Genomic DNA, 16,804 nt, shown 5'->3' with positions numbered 1-16,804 from the left:
AACTATAAGGGGCAGTATCACTCATCATCAGTTCCGAATGCACCAAATAGAGCATCTTTTTCCTCCGGAGTTACCGTCGTAGTTACCTCGGCAACTTCAATTGATGGACCTTGTACACAATTGCGACCAGCGTGTTTTGCACGATACAACCAGGCATCAACGCGCTCAACAAAGCCTTCAGGGCTATCGCTATGATTACCACGAAATTCGTCAACACCAAGGCTGGCGGTAATTGTGATGCTGTTTTCTTCATGCACTAAAGCTGTTGTTGCAACTATCTCACGCAAGCGCTCGGCAACATTCATCGCTTGGCGCAAGTCAGTGTTAGGTAGCAAAATAACAAACTCTTCCCCACCGAAACGGCAAGCAAAGTCCAACTTGCGGATTGTCAGTGCTACTAGTTTTGCGATGTGAGTTAACGCGCGATTGCCCAACTCGTGACCCCAGCGGTCATTAAATCCTTTGAAGTGATCAATATCCAAAACAATTAACGAGAGCGGCTGAAAGGAACGGCGAGCACGCTCCATCTCCAAAGGTAAAGCATCAGAGAAAAAACGAAAATTGTAGAGTCCGGTCAACGCATCAGTGCGAACCTGCTCTTTGAGCAAATCCACCTCTTGCCGCAAGGTTTGAAGCTCCTGCTGGAATTGGCAGGGAATATCACTGAGTGGACATGACTGGGAAGCAAAATCAGAAGGAGATGCAGGAGAATCCATAAACGTTGCTTTGTTCGATAAGGGATATTTAAGCTGGTTTAAGTCTAGACGATAAAACTGGTCCTCACCAGAAAGTATTTTGCACCTACATTAGGATAAAAAAGCCATGAAAATCACAGCCTCTTAACGTCAATCCCGATAAATTTTTAATAAATCTCCATAGTGCTCTATTCGTCGATCACGCAAATACGGCCACATACGGCGAACCTGTTCGCTACGCTGCATGTCGATAGCAACAACCTGTGTTTCCTCTCGATCAACACTTGCACTGAACAAAAATTCGCCTTGCGGCCCAACAACAAAGCTACTGCCCCAAAAATTCAACCCGGGACCATTAGCTGGATCAGGCTCATGTCCCACGCGGTTAACACTCACAACAGGAATACCATTAGCAATCGCATGGGCGCGCTGAACAGTAATCCATGCATCGCGTTGGCGAACCTTTTCATCTGCTGCTTCTTCCGGGCTCCAACCAATGGCGGTTGGATAAATTAACAACTCAGCTCCCGCCATTGCCATGAGGCGCGCAGCTTCGGGAAACCATTGATCCCAACACACCAAAATGCCCAATTTTCCAACCGAGGTTTGAATCGGATGAAAACCTAAATCACCGGGAGTGAAGTAAAATTTTTCGTAATATCCAGGATCATCCGGGATGTGCATTTTGCGATATTTCCCGGCAATACTGCCATCGCACTCAATGACAACAGCCGTATTGTGATGCAAGCCCACCGCTCGCTTTTCGAATAATGACGCAACAATAACGATATCCAATTCCTGTGCAAGCGCACTTAAAACTTGCGTGCTTGGGCCAGGAATCGTTTCGGCCAAATCAAATTGTGCGGCAATTTCTTGCTGGCAAAAATACAACCCCCGATGCAATTCCTGCAGCACTACCAACTTTGCTCCCTGCTGTGCAACACGACGAATTTGCGCAATAGATTTAGCAAAGTTCGCATCCACATCAGCAGTACAAGATTGTTGTACCACTCCAACCTGCAATATTTTTGTATTTGCAGTTTCTCTAAGATTTGAATTTTGCATCACAATTGCTCCAATACGCCTTCAGGTAATTGCATAGTGATGCAATGTAAACTGCCGCCCTGTTCGATTAATGAAATGCAGGGAATACCGAAGATTTCATAACCAGGAAACGCTTGGGAAATAACTTCCAGAGCATCTTCATCCATAGGTAAATTATAAATCGGAACCAACACTGCTTCGTTAACGATCAAAAAATTAGCGTAAGTTGAAGGCAAGCGCTCATCACTTTCATCACCCAACACAACGCCAGCCCAAGGCAAAGGCAACAAGCGATAAGGCTCGCCATCTGCATTAGTGAAGGATTGCAGTTGCGCTTCCATTTTCTTTAACTCTGCATAATGTTCATCCTGATCATCATCGCAAGCGGTGTAAACGATTGTGTTATTTGGACATAACCGGGCAAGGGTATCTATGTGACCATCCGTATCATCACCTGCGAGATACCCATGATCCAGCCAATTAATTTTCTTAACACCAAACTCAGCGATTAAGCGAGCTTCAACATCTGCCTTTGACAAATTGGGGTTGCGATTTTTATTCAATAAGCAGGAAGAGGTAGTCATCAAGGTACCCTGCCCATCCACCTCAACTGAACCGCCTTCCAGCACCCAATCTTTAGTTTCTAGAGTCGCGAAAGGAAATGCTTTTTTTGAAAATAATTCGCGTGAAATTTGATTATCAAGATCGTGCGGAAACTTGTTTCCCCAACCGTTGAACTGGAAATCAAGCAACTTGAAACCATCCGGTGTTTCAACAGTTAATGGGCCATGATCGCGAGCCCAACTATCATTGCTGGCACAAGGGTATAAATGGATATACTCCATCGGAGCACCCATAGCCTCAAGGCGTGAGCGCACTTCTTCCAATTGGTTTTCCGGTACAGCAATTACTACATCAGCATAATCACAGATGACTGTCGCCAAAGCTTCATACAATTCGACTACATCATCCAAAATCCAATCCCAAGGAGAATCTTTGTGCGGCCAGGTCAGCATGATCGCATCTTGCGGCTCCCACTCGGCGGGTAAACGTTGGTTTGACATAATATGCTCCTCAAAAATGCAAAATGGCCGGTCTAATGCCGGCCATTATAAACAAACACTTTCTCGCAATATATTACCGGGGAGAAATAGTCTCCTGCGCAGGCAATACAATAACGCTATCTGACTGGGCATCAGAACTGTTAACAGATGCTTTTTGCTTTGTCACGGGAGTGTCACCTACCTGCAAAATAACCGCTATCACTCGGGACACTGATTGCTCACCCGTTTTTACCGTCACATGCAATTGAATATAGAAACGCCCCTCTTGCGCAGCATTGATGGTAAGCGGTATCACATATTCCCCACCATCTTGAAGTGCAAACTCGAATTGGGTGATGGGCGATAATATTGCTATGCCATCCCCCGCTGACGCAACCACAGTCATTTCTCCCGCGCTCACAGGCGATATTAACGACAGGTGATATTCATAAGCGCCGGGTACAGATGCATGTAACGGACTTGAATCTTTTAGACTAACAGCAGCGCCTGGTTTGACACGCTTGTGATGCTTTTCTGCATCCTCAGCTGACAGCTCATTTTTAGTTTTAGGCTGCAATTCCGTTTCGGGCGAGGTAGGTTCAGAACGGCAAGCACTCAAACCGCATAAAACCAATAGTATTCCCACTATAGGTACATAATTATTTACATAAGTGTTCATTGTTCAGCCTCAGATTAATTGATGCGCTGCACGCGCACATCAAAACATGCCGTAACTTCACTAATACTTTCGTTGTATTTTGCGCTGTCATCAACCAACTCAAGCACGTAGGTATCTGCTGACAAAAGCCGAAGCAAACTTTCCTGATCCGCGGTAGAGCTCTCGGCATAATCAATCAATTCCCCGCGACGATACAGATATATATCAGGATCGGAACTACCGGAATCGCCTCCCGCTTTCTGCACAGAAAATTGATAAGCACCCGATAAAGGAATATCCAACAAAAGGAATTGGGACACCGCCAACTTGTTGTACGAGCCGAAACGATTAGTACTACATACATTGATCGGAGTATTGTCTGCGGCTAACACCTTATAAAGCGGCAAACTGCCCGCGTAACCACCGCTATTACTTTCACCCACACCAAAAGCATTGGTATTTTCAATATTTTGTTCAAACAACAGAGAATTGAACACCGCAGAATGCTGTGGTGAAATTGTTCTCAATTCATTGGCAAATACATAGATCGAGATCATCGCAGAATTACTTGCATAACCCGAAGAACTGATCACATTAAAAATATCGCTAAACTTTTTCTCATTCTTATAAAAATTATAAAGCACTGACTGGATTGAAGCCTCTGAATACCAACCACGTACAGTGTGGGATTTACGGCTAATATCACTTGCAAAACCGCTAACCTGTTGCACACCACTAGCATCGCGATAATCAGGGTCATCCAGCATCATTGCTGAAAATGCGTTAGCAAATCCCTCGGACATAGCAACACGCATGTCCATTTTATCGCCGTACATATGGTCGCCGCCGATTGAGTCCGAACGAGAAAATTGATCTTCAAGATAATGTCCCCATTCATGCAATATCACATGGCGATCATATTCATCAGTATCGTTATTTTCATCGCCCAGAATATAAATTGCTGAACTACCGTAAAAACTGGTTCCTATTTCACCCAACGCTAAGTTTCCATCTGCTGCTTTATTTTTAACACTCCAACGAAACTCCAATGGCGAAAAAGTGAGACTATTATTCACTGCTGCAATTCGCTCCAGACCGCCGTAGATCGAATCCAGAATCGCAAAAGGTGCTGCAACCCGCGGTTGGGTATAGCCAGTACCCGTCCATCCGGATCCTGCATGTAAATTACGGATTGCGGTCGTTTGATTTGCTTCTACTAATGTTCCATCCATCACATACAAACTGTTGCCACTCGTGTTGTCAGTGACCTTAAAATTCCAAACAGGTAATAGCGTGCGCAGCAATTGCGCCTTAACACGAATTTTTACCGTCTTGTTAAGATCAACCATAAAACTATAGTTGCCGAGACTGTCGGTATTGGTTGTCGCTAATACAAGATTATTGCTGTCGAGTAATTCCACCACCAATCCACGCCCAGCTTGCACACTAACCGCGGAATAATTCAAACCAATTTTATTATCATTGTGTGGGACAAAATCATAAGTGACCCGACCAGTCAGGTTAATAAGTGAGTTGGCTGATGAATTGGACTGGGATGAATTAGCTGCAGAGATTTGACTTGAAGATGCAACACTCACTGACGAAACACTAACGGAGCTTTGGGCTAAAGAAGTTGGCTGGCTGCTGACAGGCACGACTGCCTTAGAGCCGCCACCACCGCCGCCTCCACAAGAGACTAAAGTTAAGCAGCTGCTCAAAAATAAGAAAAATATCCCACGTGCTAACAAGGTTGAATTCATTGTGACCTTTTTGCTCGACAGCATCGACCAACACCTTTATTAAAATTGTAATAATTTAATGACGAAAGCATAGCCAATATAGAGCATGTGCACAAAATTCAGGCTACCGGGACTCAAGGCTAGAGCCTATAATGGCCACCTGTTTAACGGAGGCCCTATGTTTAAGATTCTGGTTTTTGCGGTCATAGTGACAACAATTATCATCGGCAGTGCCCGCTATAAAAAAATGGATCCCGCGCAACAACGCAAAACCTTATGGCGATTGGCTGGCGGCATTTTTATCGGTGTTTTAGTGATATTGGTTGTTACCGGACGTATGCATTGGGTCGGTGCTTTGTTGGGCGCACTCATTCCATTCGTTCGCACGTTGTACGGCTTACTAGGTCATATATTACCCTACTGGTTAAAGCGCAAAGCTGCGCAAGAAAACCAACAACATCAAGGGGCACCAACACCAGCACCTATCAATATGGCAACCCAGGAAGCACTTGATCTTCTCGGATTGTCCGGAGACCCCGCCAAGGGCGAAATAACCGAAACAATGATTCAGGAAGCACATCGCCGACTAATTCAAAAACTTCATCCTGATCGTGGCGGCAACGACTATTTGGCCGCAAAAATCAATCAAGCACGCGATCTGCTCCTGGAAAAAATCAAACAGCCTTAGCAGGTGCTCGCAGCAATAAATGCACATAACGACCTAATGAACGATATGGCTCTTGCTGCGAGAACTCCAACTCTAATTCCAACAAGGTGCGCGGTTCACGCTCACGGTGTTCCTCATTAAAAATGTAGTCATGAAACACCCGAATACCACTGTGACCAAGCAACTGTAACTGTAAATCTGCTGTCCATTGCAAAACTTGCTGCGGTTCAAGTGGGTTGATTGGAGTCAGACTACCTCGTGAACCACCATAATCTTTGCTGATAATTTTCTTAAAATTTGTCCGCAGTAAATTTTTGTAAATCAATGAATGGATATTATAAAAAGTGAGCGACAAATAACCTTGCGGTTTAATGTACTCTAGCAGACAAGGCAGCAATGACTGCGGCTCTTGCATCCACTCCATTACCGCGTGGCAAATAACAAAATCAAATTGCTGCTGGGAGTCAGATAAATGCTGCGGAAGATCCTGTATCGCGCAATGAATAAGCTGCACACGATCTGCCAAACCCAATTGCTCAACTTGCTCCCGCGCCAAAGCCAACATTTCCGCTGAAATATCGCAAATCACTACCTTGTGACCTGCTTGAGCCAAGCGCAGCGAAAACTGCCCTTGCCCACCACCTGCATCGAGAATTGTCCAGCATTCCGTCGATACAGAAAAAGGAGTGATGGGTAAATGCGCAGCGCAATCGCGCTCCAATACTGCAAGGCGGATATCGCCTTTTAAACCGCCGTAAATATTTTTCTTGAAGCGTTTTGCAAGATCATCAAAATTACGATCCTGACCGTTTGATTCTTTTGCCATATAATTCGTTGTACCCACTCAAAACATGCTGTTGCCATATGACGCTGCCGAAGACCTCACCAACCCACTGGTTTGTCTACATGATCCGCACTAGCGATGAACAAGTGTACACCGGAATCACGACAGATATGGTGCGTCGTTGGCGCGAACACGAATCGGGAAAGTTGGGCGCGCGCTACTTTCGCGGGCGCAAACCCGTGCAGCTTTGCTATTTGGAGATGGACCATAATCGCTCCACGGCCAGCCAACGCGAATATGCGATCAAAGCACTGAGTTCCGCCGCGAAAAAACAATTGATTGCAGCACAAGCAACGCGCACTAATGCCACTATCAAACTGCATCAATTAGAGGAGCTACCTCATTGATAGCTGATGAATCAACAAAACGCCCCACTTGCCCGCACTGTACAAGACCGCAGCGCAACTGTATCTGCGCACTGGTAACGAGCATCACTAATCAAGTCGATACACTTATACTCCAGCATCCAGACGAAACTCGAAACGCCAAAAATACCGCCGGCTTGCTGCATTTAAGCCTAAAAAATAGCCAGATCGAAATAGGTGAAACCTTCGATAAGCAAAGTCTGGATAACTGGCTAAGTTTCGCGGGAAAACAACCGCTGCTGCTTTACCCGGATATCCCTGAATACAAGGCGTTGGGCTTAGCAACACCGCCACCACCCATCGCAGCCAATGAGTTACTTCCAGACAAAATTCGCCTGGTTGTCATAGATGCAACTTGGCGCAAAAGCCGAAAAATGATCTACCTCAACCCTGCCCTGCAAAGTCTTCCGCGTTTTGCAATGGCACAAACACCAGCGTCGATTTACAAAATTCGCAAAGCACATAGCGAAAATCAGCTTTCCACGCTGGAGGCAAGTTGTTACGCTCTACAACAACTGGAACAGCGGCAAAGTGAGTATGCTCCGCTTTTGCGCGCGATGAGTCTGTTCGTTGAACAACAGAGTTCGTTTGTTCCCTAACAAATCCGTTTGCTCCCGATGAGAGAATTCCAAGCCTATGAGTTATCCGACGTTTGAATTACTGCGCAGCCAAACTATTGATGCGTTAAAAATCCGTGTTGAAGAATATCAACACCGAGTTACCGGCGCCCAACATATTCATTTGGCCGCGGATAATAATGAAAACGTTTTTCTCGTCGCGCTGCGCACAGTGCCGCATGATTCTACTGGCGTAGCACATATCCTTGAGCACACCGCTCTCTGCGGCAGCCAAAAATATCCCGTGCGCGACCCCTTCTTTATGATGGTGCGCCGCTCGCTGAATACTTTTATGAATGCTTTTACCAGTTCCGACTGGACCGCTTATCCATTCGCCAGCCAGAACCAGAAAGATTTCAACAATCTGCTTGATGTTTATCTGGATGCAGTATTTTTCTCGCGTTTGGATGAATTGGACTTTGCACAGGAAGGCCATCGCGTTGAGTTTGCAGAGGCGGATAATCCTAACTCCGATTTGGTTTTTAAAGGCGTTGTATTTAATGAAATGAAAGGCGCGATGAGTTCTGTATCGTCACAGGTATGGCATACGCTCTGTAAATATCTCTACCCAACTACAACTTATCATTTCAACAGCGGCGGCGAACCGGAAGACATTCCCAATTTAACCTATCAGCAACTGCAAGATTTTTATCGCACCCATTATCATCCCAGCAATGCAATTTTTATGACCTATGGGGATATTCCTGCTGCTGTGCATCAAGAAAAATTTGAAGCACAAGCATTAAGCAAATTTGAAAAGCTTGAAGAAGTCATTGCGGTGGGTGATGAAAAACGCTACCACGCGCCGGTGGCTGTAGAAGAAGCTTATCCACTTGATGAAAACGATGCGGATGATATTGAAAACAAACATCACGTAGTTGTTGCATGGCTGCTGGGAAAAACAACCAACCTTGATGAATCACTTGAAGCGCAATTAATTTCCAACATTTTGCTCGACAATAGTGCCTCGCCTTTGCAGCAAGCGCTTGAAACCAGCGAACTCGGCCAAGCGCCTTCACCTTTGTGTGGACTGGATGACTCATCACGTGAAATGGCATTTGTGTGTGGACTCGAAGGTTGCTCGTTAGAAAATGCGGCAAAGGTCGAAACCATGATTTTAGATATCATGAAAAAAGTCGCCGCAGAGGGTGTACCACAAGAACAAATTGAAGCTTCGCTACATCAACTGGAATTATCGCAACGCGAAGTTGGCGGTGATGGTTACCCTTACGGCCTACAACTTATTTTAACAGGCCTGACATCAGCAACACACAGAGGCGATCCTATCGCATTGCTGGATATGGACGCGGCATTGGAAAACTTGCGCAGTAAAACGCGCAATCCAAACTTTATCCAGGAAACTGTGCATAAATGGTTGGTGGATAATCCGCACCGCGTACGCCTGACCATGCGCCCCGATTTGCAAATGAGTTCACGTATCCAGGCAGCAGAGATTGCACGCTTGGCGCAACTTAAAGCCGGACTCAGCGACGAGGAAAAGCAAAGTATCATTGCTCGCACCCACGCACTGCAAGAACGCCAATTGCAGCAAGATGATGAAAGTATTCTGCCTAAAGTCGGCTTGGAAGATATTCCAGCTAACTTGCATTACACACCGGGCAGCCACGAATCTTTCCATAATTTTCCACTGCGCTGTTACAGCGCCGGCACTAATGGATTGGTGTATCAACAAATTACCTGCAAGCTACCTGCGCTCACTGATGAGCAAATCAGTCTGTTGCCGTTCTACAGTATTTGCCTCACTGAACTAGGTGCAGGTGAAAAAGATTATTTGGCAACCCAGCGCTGGCAAGCAGAAGTTATCGGATCAATCCACGCATTTAGCAGCATTCGCGGCGCAGGTAACGATGTCCAAAATATCGATGCTTACTTAACGCTTTCATCAAAAGCGTTAAGCCGAAATAGCAATGCAATGAATGAATTGATGCAGGAAACATTACTTAATGTGCGTTTTGATGAGCTTGCGCGCATCCGCGAATTGATTGCACAAAATCGCGCACGTCGCGAACAAAGCATTACCGGTCACGGTCATAGTTTGGCGATGACTGCTGCATGCGCTGGCATGAGCCCTGCCGCAAAAGTCTCTCACCAGCTTGGTGGATTGGAAGGCATAGCAGCAGTTAAAACGCTCGACAACTCTCTTGATGACGAAAAAAATCTGGCTAATTTTGCTGCACAATTACATGCAATTCATCAATTGGTATTACAAGCTCCAAAGCAATTTTTAATTGTCGGCGAAGAGGAGCATCTCGATTCTTATCGCAACGCGTTGCAAGCCCGTTGGCCAGCAGAAACAGCGAACGATGATTTTGCATCGTTTGATTTGGCTCCCGTGAGCGAAACCATTCGCGAAGCATGGATCACTAATACCCAGGTAAACTTTTGCGCGAAAGCCTACGCAACAGTACCGAGCGAACATCCTGATGCCGCTGCATTAACAGTGCTGGGTGGGTTCCTGCGCAATGGTTATTTACATCGCGCTATTCGCGAACAAGGTGGAGCTTACGGTGGCGGTGCAAGCCAGGACAGCAACAGCGCATCATTCCGTTTCTATTCTTATCGCGATCCACGCTTGAGCGAAACATTAAGCGACTTCGACAACTCACTGAACTGGCTGCAAGAAACCGATCACCAATGGCAATCGGTAGAAGAAGCTATCCTCGGTGTTATCGGCAGTATTGATAAACCCGGCTCACCAGCAGGTGAAGCAAAATCAACCTATCAAGCTGAGTTGTTTGGCCGCACTCGCGAAAAACGAGAGCTGTTCCGGAATCGCGTATTGGCCGTGACCGCTGAAGACTTAAAGCGTGTTGCCAGTGTTTATTTGAGCCCGGAAAAAGCCAGCATTGCACTGGTTACGCACACGGGCCACAAAGAACTGGCAGAGAATATGGGGCTGGCAATCAAGACCTGTTAATTCAAAAGCAACGAAGTGTGCCGGGGCGCATAGTTTTCCCCCGGTCACATAGTTTTCCCCACTAAAGTCATCTAGTATTGGCACATAACGATTCAATAACAATTCCTACAATAGCATTGATGCTTGCCAATACTTATGACCATCAACCCGCTGGAATATAGCGCCGCCTCCCACCCGGGATTGATGCGCGACAACAACGAAGACTGCTTTCTAAGCCAGCCGGAACATGGGCTTTGGTTGGTCGCTGATGGAATGGGCGGCCATGAAGCTGGCGAAGTGGCAAGCGCCATAGTGCGCGATACCATTGAACGCGAAACACACGAAAACCCCGCCATCTCCCTGCTCGACACCATCCAACATGCCCACGCCACTATCCTTAAATCTGCCGCACAAGGCATAGGCGCGCCAGGCATGGGCTCAACCGTGGTTGCCTTAAAAAGTAATTCGGAGAGTTATCAGGTTGCCTGGGTGGGCGATAGCCGCGCGTATTTGTGGACCCCCTCGCGTGAAGGTGGCCGGTTGGAGCGCTTGAGCACTGATCATTCTTACGTGCAAATGCTGGTAGAAACAGGTGTAATACGCGCGGAAGATGCCGAATTTCATCCGGAAAAGAATATCATTACCCAATGCCTTGGTATGCAAGAACTACCGCAAGTCAGAGTGGACTTTGTTGAACACCAATGGCACAAAGATCAATGGATATTATTGTGTAGCGATGGATTGACCGATGAGGTGAATGACAAAACTATCGCGCAAATTTTATTTGAATCCAACAACTGTCTGGCCGCTGTGGATCAACTTTTACACGCAGCGCTAACTGGTGGTGGCCGCGATAACATCACCTTACAAATTATTGAGTCACCGCTGCGCGATAATCCGCTGCGCAAAGGTTTGTGGCAATGGGTGCCCTACCTCACTGGCAAAACGCTGGTGGACGCCTGGATTTTCGGTGCTGCGCTTGCATCGCTAGTGAGTATCTTATTTTACGTCATGTATTTTTAACGATTCCTGACAACACAAACAGCGGCAAAAAATTAAACTACAAGAATTGATATTGATACAGATTTGATATGGCAATGCATATTCCCGGTTATCGGGTGATAAGAAAAATTAACCAGGGTGGGATGTCCACAGTTTACCTCGCGATCCAAATCAGCGTGGGGCGCGTTGTTGCACTAAAAGTAATGAATCCGCAGCTCAATAGTGATCCTGCGTTTAGTGAGCGCTTCCAACGCGAGGCGACAATCGTCGGGCAATTATCCCATCCCAATATTGTGGCGATTTACGATATAGGTCGCCATGAAGATTTAAATTACATCGCCATGGATTACCTGCCCAACGGCTCTGTGCACGACAAAATGGGTACAGGGCTTAGCGGCGAAGAAGTGCTACGCATCACCCGCGAGATCGCCAGCGCGCTCGATCACGCGCATGAAAAAGGCTACATCCATCGCGATATAAAACCGGAAAATATTTTATTCCGTGCGGATAATTCGGCCGTGCTATCCGACTTCGGCGTAGCGCGCGGACTCTCTACCAACTCACGCATGACTCATGTAGGCACCGTGGTTGGAACACCGCACTACATGAGCCCCGAACAAACCAAGGGCAACAGTGTCGATGGCCGTTCCGATCTCTACAGTTTGGGCATCGTATTTTACGAAATGCTTACCGGCACCCTTCCTTACCAAGGCGACGAAGCAGTTACCATCGCACTCAAACATATCAGCGCGCCTATTCCAAAATTGCCAATGCAATATTTGGCTTACCAGAAAATTCTGGAAAAATTACTCGCAAAAGATCCCGAACAACGTTTTCAGCGCGGGCGCGATTTAATTGCCGCCATTGAAGATCTGGAAAAAAATTACCGCGCGCCCAGTACAACGGTTACTCACCCTGCAGATGTAACAGTAGTCAATCTGGCAAAGGCGTTGGTCTCGGCAACCTATAATGCGGTGCGTTGGCGTTGGAACAAAATAAAGGCAATCCGCTGGAGTCCTGGCAGAGGTTTTTATCAGCGGCCGGCCACTAAAATTACCGAAATTTTTTTTAATGCGCAGCATACTCCAGCGCTCGCTGTGCGCGCCGAAATGGAAACGCAAGTTCACAGCGCCTTCAGCAAAAAAAATGCTTCGTTTGCCAAACTCGCTCTCGCCGCCAGCCTCGTCGTTATAGGCTGGATTGGGTTCAGTTTTTGGTATACCAAAAATACCATCATCACCGAACATACTTCAGCGGCAGGAAAACTGGCAGTAGCGACAGCGGCACTGTTTGGCATTGCTCCGGCAGCAATCAATAAAACAGATGCAGCCATTGTTGCCACAGCCATCTCAAGCATTGCAACTTCAACTAATGCCACTTCATCGGCAATCAGCCATATCAGCAGTAATCAACCAATAGCAGAATCAGTTGGTATGACGGCTACGCTAGAGGAAAGCACTGAATCCTCAGCAGCAAGTAGTGCGCCGCTGGTCACTTACGCTCTCACTGTAAAAACCTCACCGGCACAAGCGCGCGTGCGCATAATGAATATTCCTGAACGATACGAACCCGGCATCCAATTACCTGCAGGTCGCTATCACATTGAAGTCAGTCAAGCAGGTTACGACACGCAACGCACCTGGATTGAGATCGTCGACCAACCACTCGCCCCTACGTTTTCATTGAGTGAAACCATTGCGCCGGGTGATGAAATTAGCAGCCAGGTAGTGACCTCGATAAAAAGTCAGGGGCCTGACATGATCAGCATTCCCACTGGCGAATTCTTTATGGGTAACAAAGACAATCCCACAACCATGCCCGTGCATAAAGTTGCCATCAACAAACCCTTCGCGATGAGCAAATATGAAATCACCTTCGATGATTACGATATGTTTGCCCAAGCGACCAAACGCACGCTCCCGAGCGATAACCGTTGGGGACGCGGCAATCGCCCTGTCATTAATGTGAGCTTTGAAGACGCGCGCGCTTATGCACAATGGCTGAGTGAAACTACCGGCAAAAAATATCGTCTACCAACAGAATCTGAATGGGAATATGTTGCGCGCGCCGATACCACAACACTGTTTTGGTGGGGCAATGAAATAAAAGAATCAGCCGGAAAAGCGAATTGTCGCCGTGGATGCAACAGCAAATTTTCCGGTTTATTTGGTGCTAAAACGGCACCTGTTGGCAGCTATCCGGCAAATGGTTTTGGTGTTTACGACACAGCAGGTAATGTCGCCGAGTGGGTGGAGGATTGCTTCGCCGAGAACTACACCCAGCACCCTAAAAATGGTCAGGCAACCATCTTGAAAAGCTGCGATGCACATGTTGTACGTGGCGGATCAGCTAAAGATAATGCCGAGCGCTTAGCTAACCATATCCGCGATTATCATCGCGCTGAAATTTTTGATGCGCATTTAGGTTTTCGTGTGGTGATGGAATTAAAGTAACCCATCACCACCGAATAATGTTATTGAGCATTACGAACTAACACGGCAACAAACATCGTATCCGAATCCAATTCCGGCACACCCAAAACACGCTGCGATTGAATGGTGAAGTCAGGATGCTGCTGCACAAACCATTCGATTTGCTCTTCATTCTCGCTCACCTGCCAACTGCAAGTTGCATAAACAAAATGGCCGCCCGCGCGCACCGCAGGCGCAGCGTTCGTGAGCAATTGACGCTGCAATTGAATCAGCTCTTGTGTGTCTCTCGCATCAAAACGCCAGCGCGCATCGGGGTTGCGGCGCCAGGTTCCCGCCGAACTACAGGGAGCATCAATAAGCACCCAATCAAATCCGCGTTGCTGCGCAATTTCTTTGGGCAAACGCAAAGGTTCCAGACCAGTCCAGGTAAAAGCACGTACATTAAAAATATCAGCGCGTTTAACACGGCGCTTTAGCTCATCTAATTTGTATTCATGCAAATCGGTTGCAACCAAAGCACCCTTGTTATTCATTTTGGACGCAATCGCCAGCGTCTTACCACCGGCACCGGCGCAAGCATCCCACACCTTCTGACCGGGTTTGGCTGCAACAGTTAACGCGATGTGCTGGCTGGCGATATCCTGAATTTCAACGATACCCGTTTTGTATTCAGCGGTGGTATGCACGCCTGCCCCGCCTTGCGCAAACAGACGATTGGCATCATCCAAAGTAACCTTCACTCCTTGCTTCTGCAAACCCGCACAAACTTGCTCAACATCGCTATTTTTTTGCACGCGCAACCATAACGGAGGTGTAGTAACTTGCTGCTGGATAAAATGCTGCAAGGTTTTATCATCCCACTGGCTTGCCAATTTGCGCGCATTAAGCAAATCAATCCATTGCGGACGCAAGCCATACCACAGCAAATATATCGGCATATTGTCCGGTGTTACCTGACCGACAAACTGATTAAAAAACTGGCGACGGTCTTCCGCATCACGCAGCTGCGCCTGATTTTTTTTGGGCTGGTCGCCGTTCATGCGCAGCTGAATCCAATACCAAAAAGAAATAGGCGCTATCGACTGGATACCACGATGCTGCCAATTCATATCCCACTTCAACCAATCAATTTTGTCATTTTGATTTCGATATCCAAACTCCAGCGCAATCGCCAATTGCTGAAAGCGCAGCGCCGAAAACATAGCAAAACTCAATGCAGCACTATCCACCGCCTCCTGCTGGGCATAAGCAGGCAGCGATTTGGGGCTCTTGAATTTATTATGTTTTTTGACCTCATCATATTCCGGCATAGAGGTAGGGCCGGAATGAGCAAATTGGCGCACGCTATTTTTCAGCCACTTATCCAACGGCATACTGCCCGCCACTTCCAACCAGGACCGCCACAGCGGGATCAGGCGAGAATCTTCATAGTCAGCGATACGGTTATTTGAGGGCGAGGAATTGGAGGAGGATTGCATATAAAGGTGCCACTATCAGGATCGAGGCAGGTAAGCCCCGAAAAAGGCGCATTCTACCAGTGGCGTAGCGGCTTTACATCTTATTCGCCTAAAGCAAGATAAGCAGCTCTTTGATATTTTTAGATTATTTAACGCAGGTAATTTTTTGTTTAGCAATTTGCGTGATTAGGCGATGCAGATTACAACTAAATAACGATATTTGCGGAGATAGACTAATGGCACAAATTAACCGTCGCGACCTCATAAAAGCCTTCGGGGCTCTTGGCCTCGCGACAACAGCGGCGCCATTATTTGCGACCAGCTTACCCAAAAAACGCATCGGCGTAGCCTTGGTAGGACTTGGGTACTACAGCCGCGACCTGCTCGCACCAGCATTGCAACTAACCCAGCATTGTTATCTTGCCGGGATTGTCACCGGCTCACCGGAAAAAATTCCGCTGTGGCAAAAGCAGCACAATCTGCTTGACTACAATATTTATAATTACGACAACATGCATCAACTCGCTAACAATCCCGATATCGACGTTGTGTATGTAGTGACACCCACAGGAACGCACAAAAAATTTACCGAGATTGCTGCTAACGCAGGCAAGCATGTGTGGTGTGAAAAACCCATGGCAATGAGCGCAAAAGAATGTCAGTCGATGATTGATGTGTGCAAAAAAAATAAAGTGCAATTAACCATCGGTTACCGCATGCAACACGAGGCCAACACACAACGCATTATTCAATTTGCCAAAGATAAACCTTACGGAAAAATTAAAACTATCACCGCTGAAGCTGGGTATAACAGCGGCAATGCCGGATACAGTTGGCGTGCCGACCCTAAACTCGGCGGCGGCGCTATGTACGATATGGGCGTTTACCCATTAAATGCCGCGCGCTACACCGCAGGCGAAGAACCTGTCGCAGTGACAGCGCGAATGGAAAGCACGCGCGAACTTTATAAACACGTTGATGAAACCACCGTATTTGAATTGGAATACGCCAGTGGCGCACGTGCGAACTGCACCACCAGTTACGCAAAAAATATGAATTTATTGCGCGCTGATTGCGAGTCTGGTTGGTATGAGCTAAGTCCTTTCCAATCCTATTCAGGTGTAAAAGGAAAAACCAGCAGCGGCCTGATACTTAAAGCCTCGCCTGAAAACCAACAAGCGCGGCAAATGGATAATGATGCACTTGCTATTCTAAATAAATCACCCGTGATTGTTCCCGGTGAAGAAGGTATGAAGGATATTGTTATTCTGGAAGCCATTTTTAAAGCAGCGAAAGAAGGTAAACGAATTACGCTTTAATGCAT

The 16,804-nt window shown here is 46.9% G+C and carries 14 protein-coding genes; 7 read left to right on the top strand and 7 right to left on the bottom strand.

Annotation, left to right across the window (positions count from 1 at the left end):
- Positions 1 to 17: 17 nt before the first annotated feature.
- The 5 genes from AAGC78_RS18235 to AAGC78_RS18215 all read right to left on the bottom strand — a co-directional run bounded on the left by AAGC78_RS18235 (position 18) and on the right by AAGC78_RS18215 (position 5,200).
- Entirely contained in the window at positions 18 to 716 is a 699-nt protein-coding gene (locus AAGC78_RS18235; RefSeq protein ID WP_435785536.1) for a GGDEF domain-containing protein, read from the bottom strand.
- 129 nt (positions 717 to 845) lie between these two features.
- Complete coding sequence (locus AAGC78_RS18230; RefSeq protein WP_435785535.1) at positions 846 to 1,760, bottom strand: carbon-nitrogen hydrolase; 915 nt, start codon at positions 1,758 to 1,760, stop codon at positions 846 to 848.
- A complete protein-coding gene (locus AAGC78_RS18225) occupies positions 1,760 to 2,803 on the bottom strand; it encodes an agmatine deiminase family protein (protein ID WP_435785534.1) in 1,044 nt (347 codons plus the stop codon). Before AAGC78_RS18225 ends, AAGC78_RS18230 begins: the two co-directional genes overlap by 1 nt.
- 73 nt (positions 2,804 to 2,876) lie before the next feature.
- A complete protein-coding gene (locus AAGC78_RS18220) occupies positions 2,877 to 3,461 on the bottom strand; it encodes a hypothetical protein (RefSeq protein ID WP_435785533.1) in 585 nt (194 codons plus the stop codon).
- A gap of 14 nt (positions 3,462 to 3,475) precedes the next feature.
- Positions 3,476 to 5,200 carry a hypothetical protein gene (locus AAGC78_RS18215; RefSeq protein WP_435785532.1) on the bottom strand — a complete coding sequence of 575 codons (1,725 nt, stop codon included), beginning with the start codon at positions 5,198 to 5,200 and terminating at the stop codon, positions 3,476 to 3,478.
- 157 nt (positions 5,201 to 5,357) lie between these two features.
- On the opposite strand from AAGC78_RS18215, the gene AAGC78_RS18210 reads away from it, so the two are divergent.
- Positions 5,358 to 5,867, top strand: a complete 510-nt coding sequence (locus AAGC78_RS18210; protein WP_435785531.1) for a molecular chaperone DnaJ — start codon at positions 5,358 to 5,360, stop codon at positions 5,865 to 5,867.
- Here AAGC78_RS18210 and AAGC78_RS18205 read toward each other — a convergent pair.
- Complete coding sequence (locus AAGC78_RS18205) at positions 5,854 to 6,672, bottom strand: methyltransferase domain-containing protein (RefSeq protein WP_435785530.1); 819 nt, start codon at positions 6,670 to 6,672, stop codon at positions 5,854 to 5,856. The genes AAGC78_RS18210 and AAGC78_RS18205 overlap by 14 nt on opposite strands.
- Positions 6,673 to 6,710: 38 nt before the next feature.
- Between AAGC78_RS18205 and AAGC78_RS18200 the strand changes: the two genes are divergently transcribed.
- From AAGC78_RS18200 to AAGC78_RS18180, 5 genes are all read left to right on the top strand, one after another.
- Positions 6,711 to 7,037: a GIY-YIG nuclease family protein gene (locus AAGC78_RS18200; RefSeq protein WP_435785529.1), complete on the top strand. Its 327-nt coding sequence runs from the start codon at positions 6,711 to 6,713 to the stop codon at positions 7,035 to 7,037.
- Positions 7,034 to 7,654, top strand: a complete 621-nt coding sequence (locus tag AAGC78_RS18195) for a tRNA-uridine aminocarboxypropyltransferase (RefSeq protein WP_435785528.1) — start codon at positions 7,034 to 7,036, stop codon at positions 7,652 to 7,654. The genes AAGC78_RS18200 and AAGC78_RS18195 overlap by 4 nt, the downstream gene beginning before the upstream one ends.
- Positions 7,655 to 7,691: 37 nt before the next feature.
- Positions 7,692 to 10,610 carry an insulinase family protein gene (locus AAGC78_RS18190; protein ID WP_435785527.1) on the top strand — a complete coding sequence of 973 codons (2,919 nt, stop codon included), beginning with the start codon at positions 7,692 to 7,694 and terminating at the stop codon, positions 10,608 to 10,610.
- A 135-nt stretch (positions 10,611 to 10,745) separates the two neighbouring features.
- Complete coding sequence (locus AAGC78_RS18185) at positions 10,746 to 11,612, top strand: PP2C family protein-serine/threonine phosphatase (protein ID WP_435785526.1); 867 nt, start codon at positions 10,746 to 10,748, stop codon at positions 11,610 to 11,612.
- A gap of 122 nt (positions 11,613 to 11,734) precedes the next feature.
- Complete coding sequence (locus AAGC78_RS18180; RefSeq protein WP_435785525.1) at positions 11,735 to 14,044, top strand: bifunctional serine/threonine-protein kinase/formylglycine-generating enzyme family protein; 2,310 nt, start codon at positions 11,735 to 11,737, stop codon at positions 14,042 to 14,044.
- Between the two features lie 20 nt (positions 14,045 to 14,064).
- On the opposite strand, the gene AAGC78_RS18175 is transcribed toward AAGC78_RS18180, so the two are convergent.
- A complete protein-coding gene (locus AAGC78_RS18175; RefSeq protein ID WP_435785524.1) occupies positions 14,065 to 15,501 on the bottom strand; it encodes an RsmB/NOP family class I SAM-dependent RNA methyltransferase in 1,437 nt (478 codons plus the stop codon).
- Between the two features lie 215 nt (positions 15,502 to 15,716).
- Here AAGC78_RS18175 and AAGC78_RS18170 point away from each other — a divergent pair, with 215 nt between their 5' ends.
- Entirely contained in the window at positions 15,717 to 16,799 is a 1,083-nt protein-coding gene (locus AAGC78_RS18170; protein WP_435785523.1) for a Gfo/Idh/MocA family protein, read from the top strand.
- Positions 16,800 to 16,804: the final 5 nt, after the last annotated feature.

This window comes from Cellvibrio sp., from assembly GCF_039207905.1.
Taxonomy (GTDB): Bacteria; Pseudomonadota; Gammaproteobacteria; order Pseudomonadales; family Cellvibrionaceae; genus Cellvibrio.
Note: the sequence above shows the minus strand (reverse complement) of the source record. Positions and strands in the feature narration are given on the sequence as shown.

Coding starts and splice junctions, on each gene's coding strand:
- AAGC78_RS18235 (WP_435785536.1), bottom strand. CDS start 716: ATGGATTCTCCTGCATCTCCTTCTGATTTTGCTTCCCAGTCATGTCCA.
- AAGC78_RS18230 (WP_435785535.1), bottom strand. CDS start 1,760: ATGCAAAATTCAAATCTTAGAGAAACTGCAAATACAAAAATATTGCAG.
- AAGC78_RS18225 (WP_435785534.1), bottom strand. CDS start 2,803: ATGTCAAACCAACGTTTACCCGCCGAGTGGGAGCCGCAAGATGCGATC.
- AAGC78_RS18220 (WP_435785533.1), bottom strand. CDS start 3,461: ATGAACACTTATGTAAATAATTATGTACCTATAGTGGGAATACTATTG.
- AAGC78_RS18215 (WP_435785532.1), bottom strand. CDS start 5,200: ATGAATTCAACCTTGTTAGCACGTGGGATATTTTTCTTATTTTTGAGC.
- AAGC78_RS18210 (WP_435785531.1), top strand. CDS start 5,358: ATGTTTAAGATTCTGGTTTTTGCGGTCATAGTGACAACAATTATCATC.
- AAGC78_RS18205 (WP_435785530.1), bottom strand. CDS start 6,672: ATGGCAAAAGAATCAAACGGTCAGGATCGTAATTTTGATGATCTTGCA.
- AAGC78_RS18200 (WP_435785529.1), top strand. CDS start 6,711: ATGACGCTGCCGAAGACCTCACCAACCCACTGGTTTGTCTACATGATC.
- AAGC78_RS18190 (WP_435785527.1), top strand. CDS start 7,692: ATGAGTTATCCGACGTTTGAATTACTGCGCAGCCAAACTATTGATGCG.
- AAGC78_RS18185 (WP_435785526.1), top strand. CDS start 10,746: ATGACCATCAACCCGCTGGAATATAGCGCCGCCTCCCACCCGGGATTG.
- AAGC78_RS18180 (WP_435785525.1), top strand. CDS start 11,735: ATGTCCACAGTTTACCTCGCGATCCAAATCAGCGTGGGGCGCGTTGTT.
- AAGC78_RS18175 (WP_435785524.1), bottom strand. CDS start 15,501: ATGCAATCCTCCTCCAATTCCTCGCCCTCAAATAACCGTATCGCTGAC.
- AAGC78_RS18170 (WP_435785523.1), top strand. CDS start 15,717: ATGGCACAAATTAACCGTCGCGACCTCATAAAAGCCTTCGGGGCTCTT.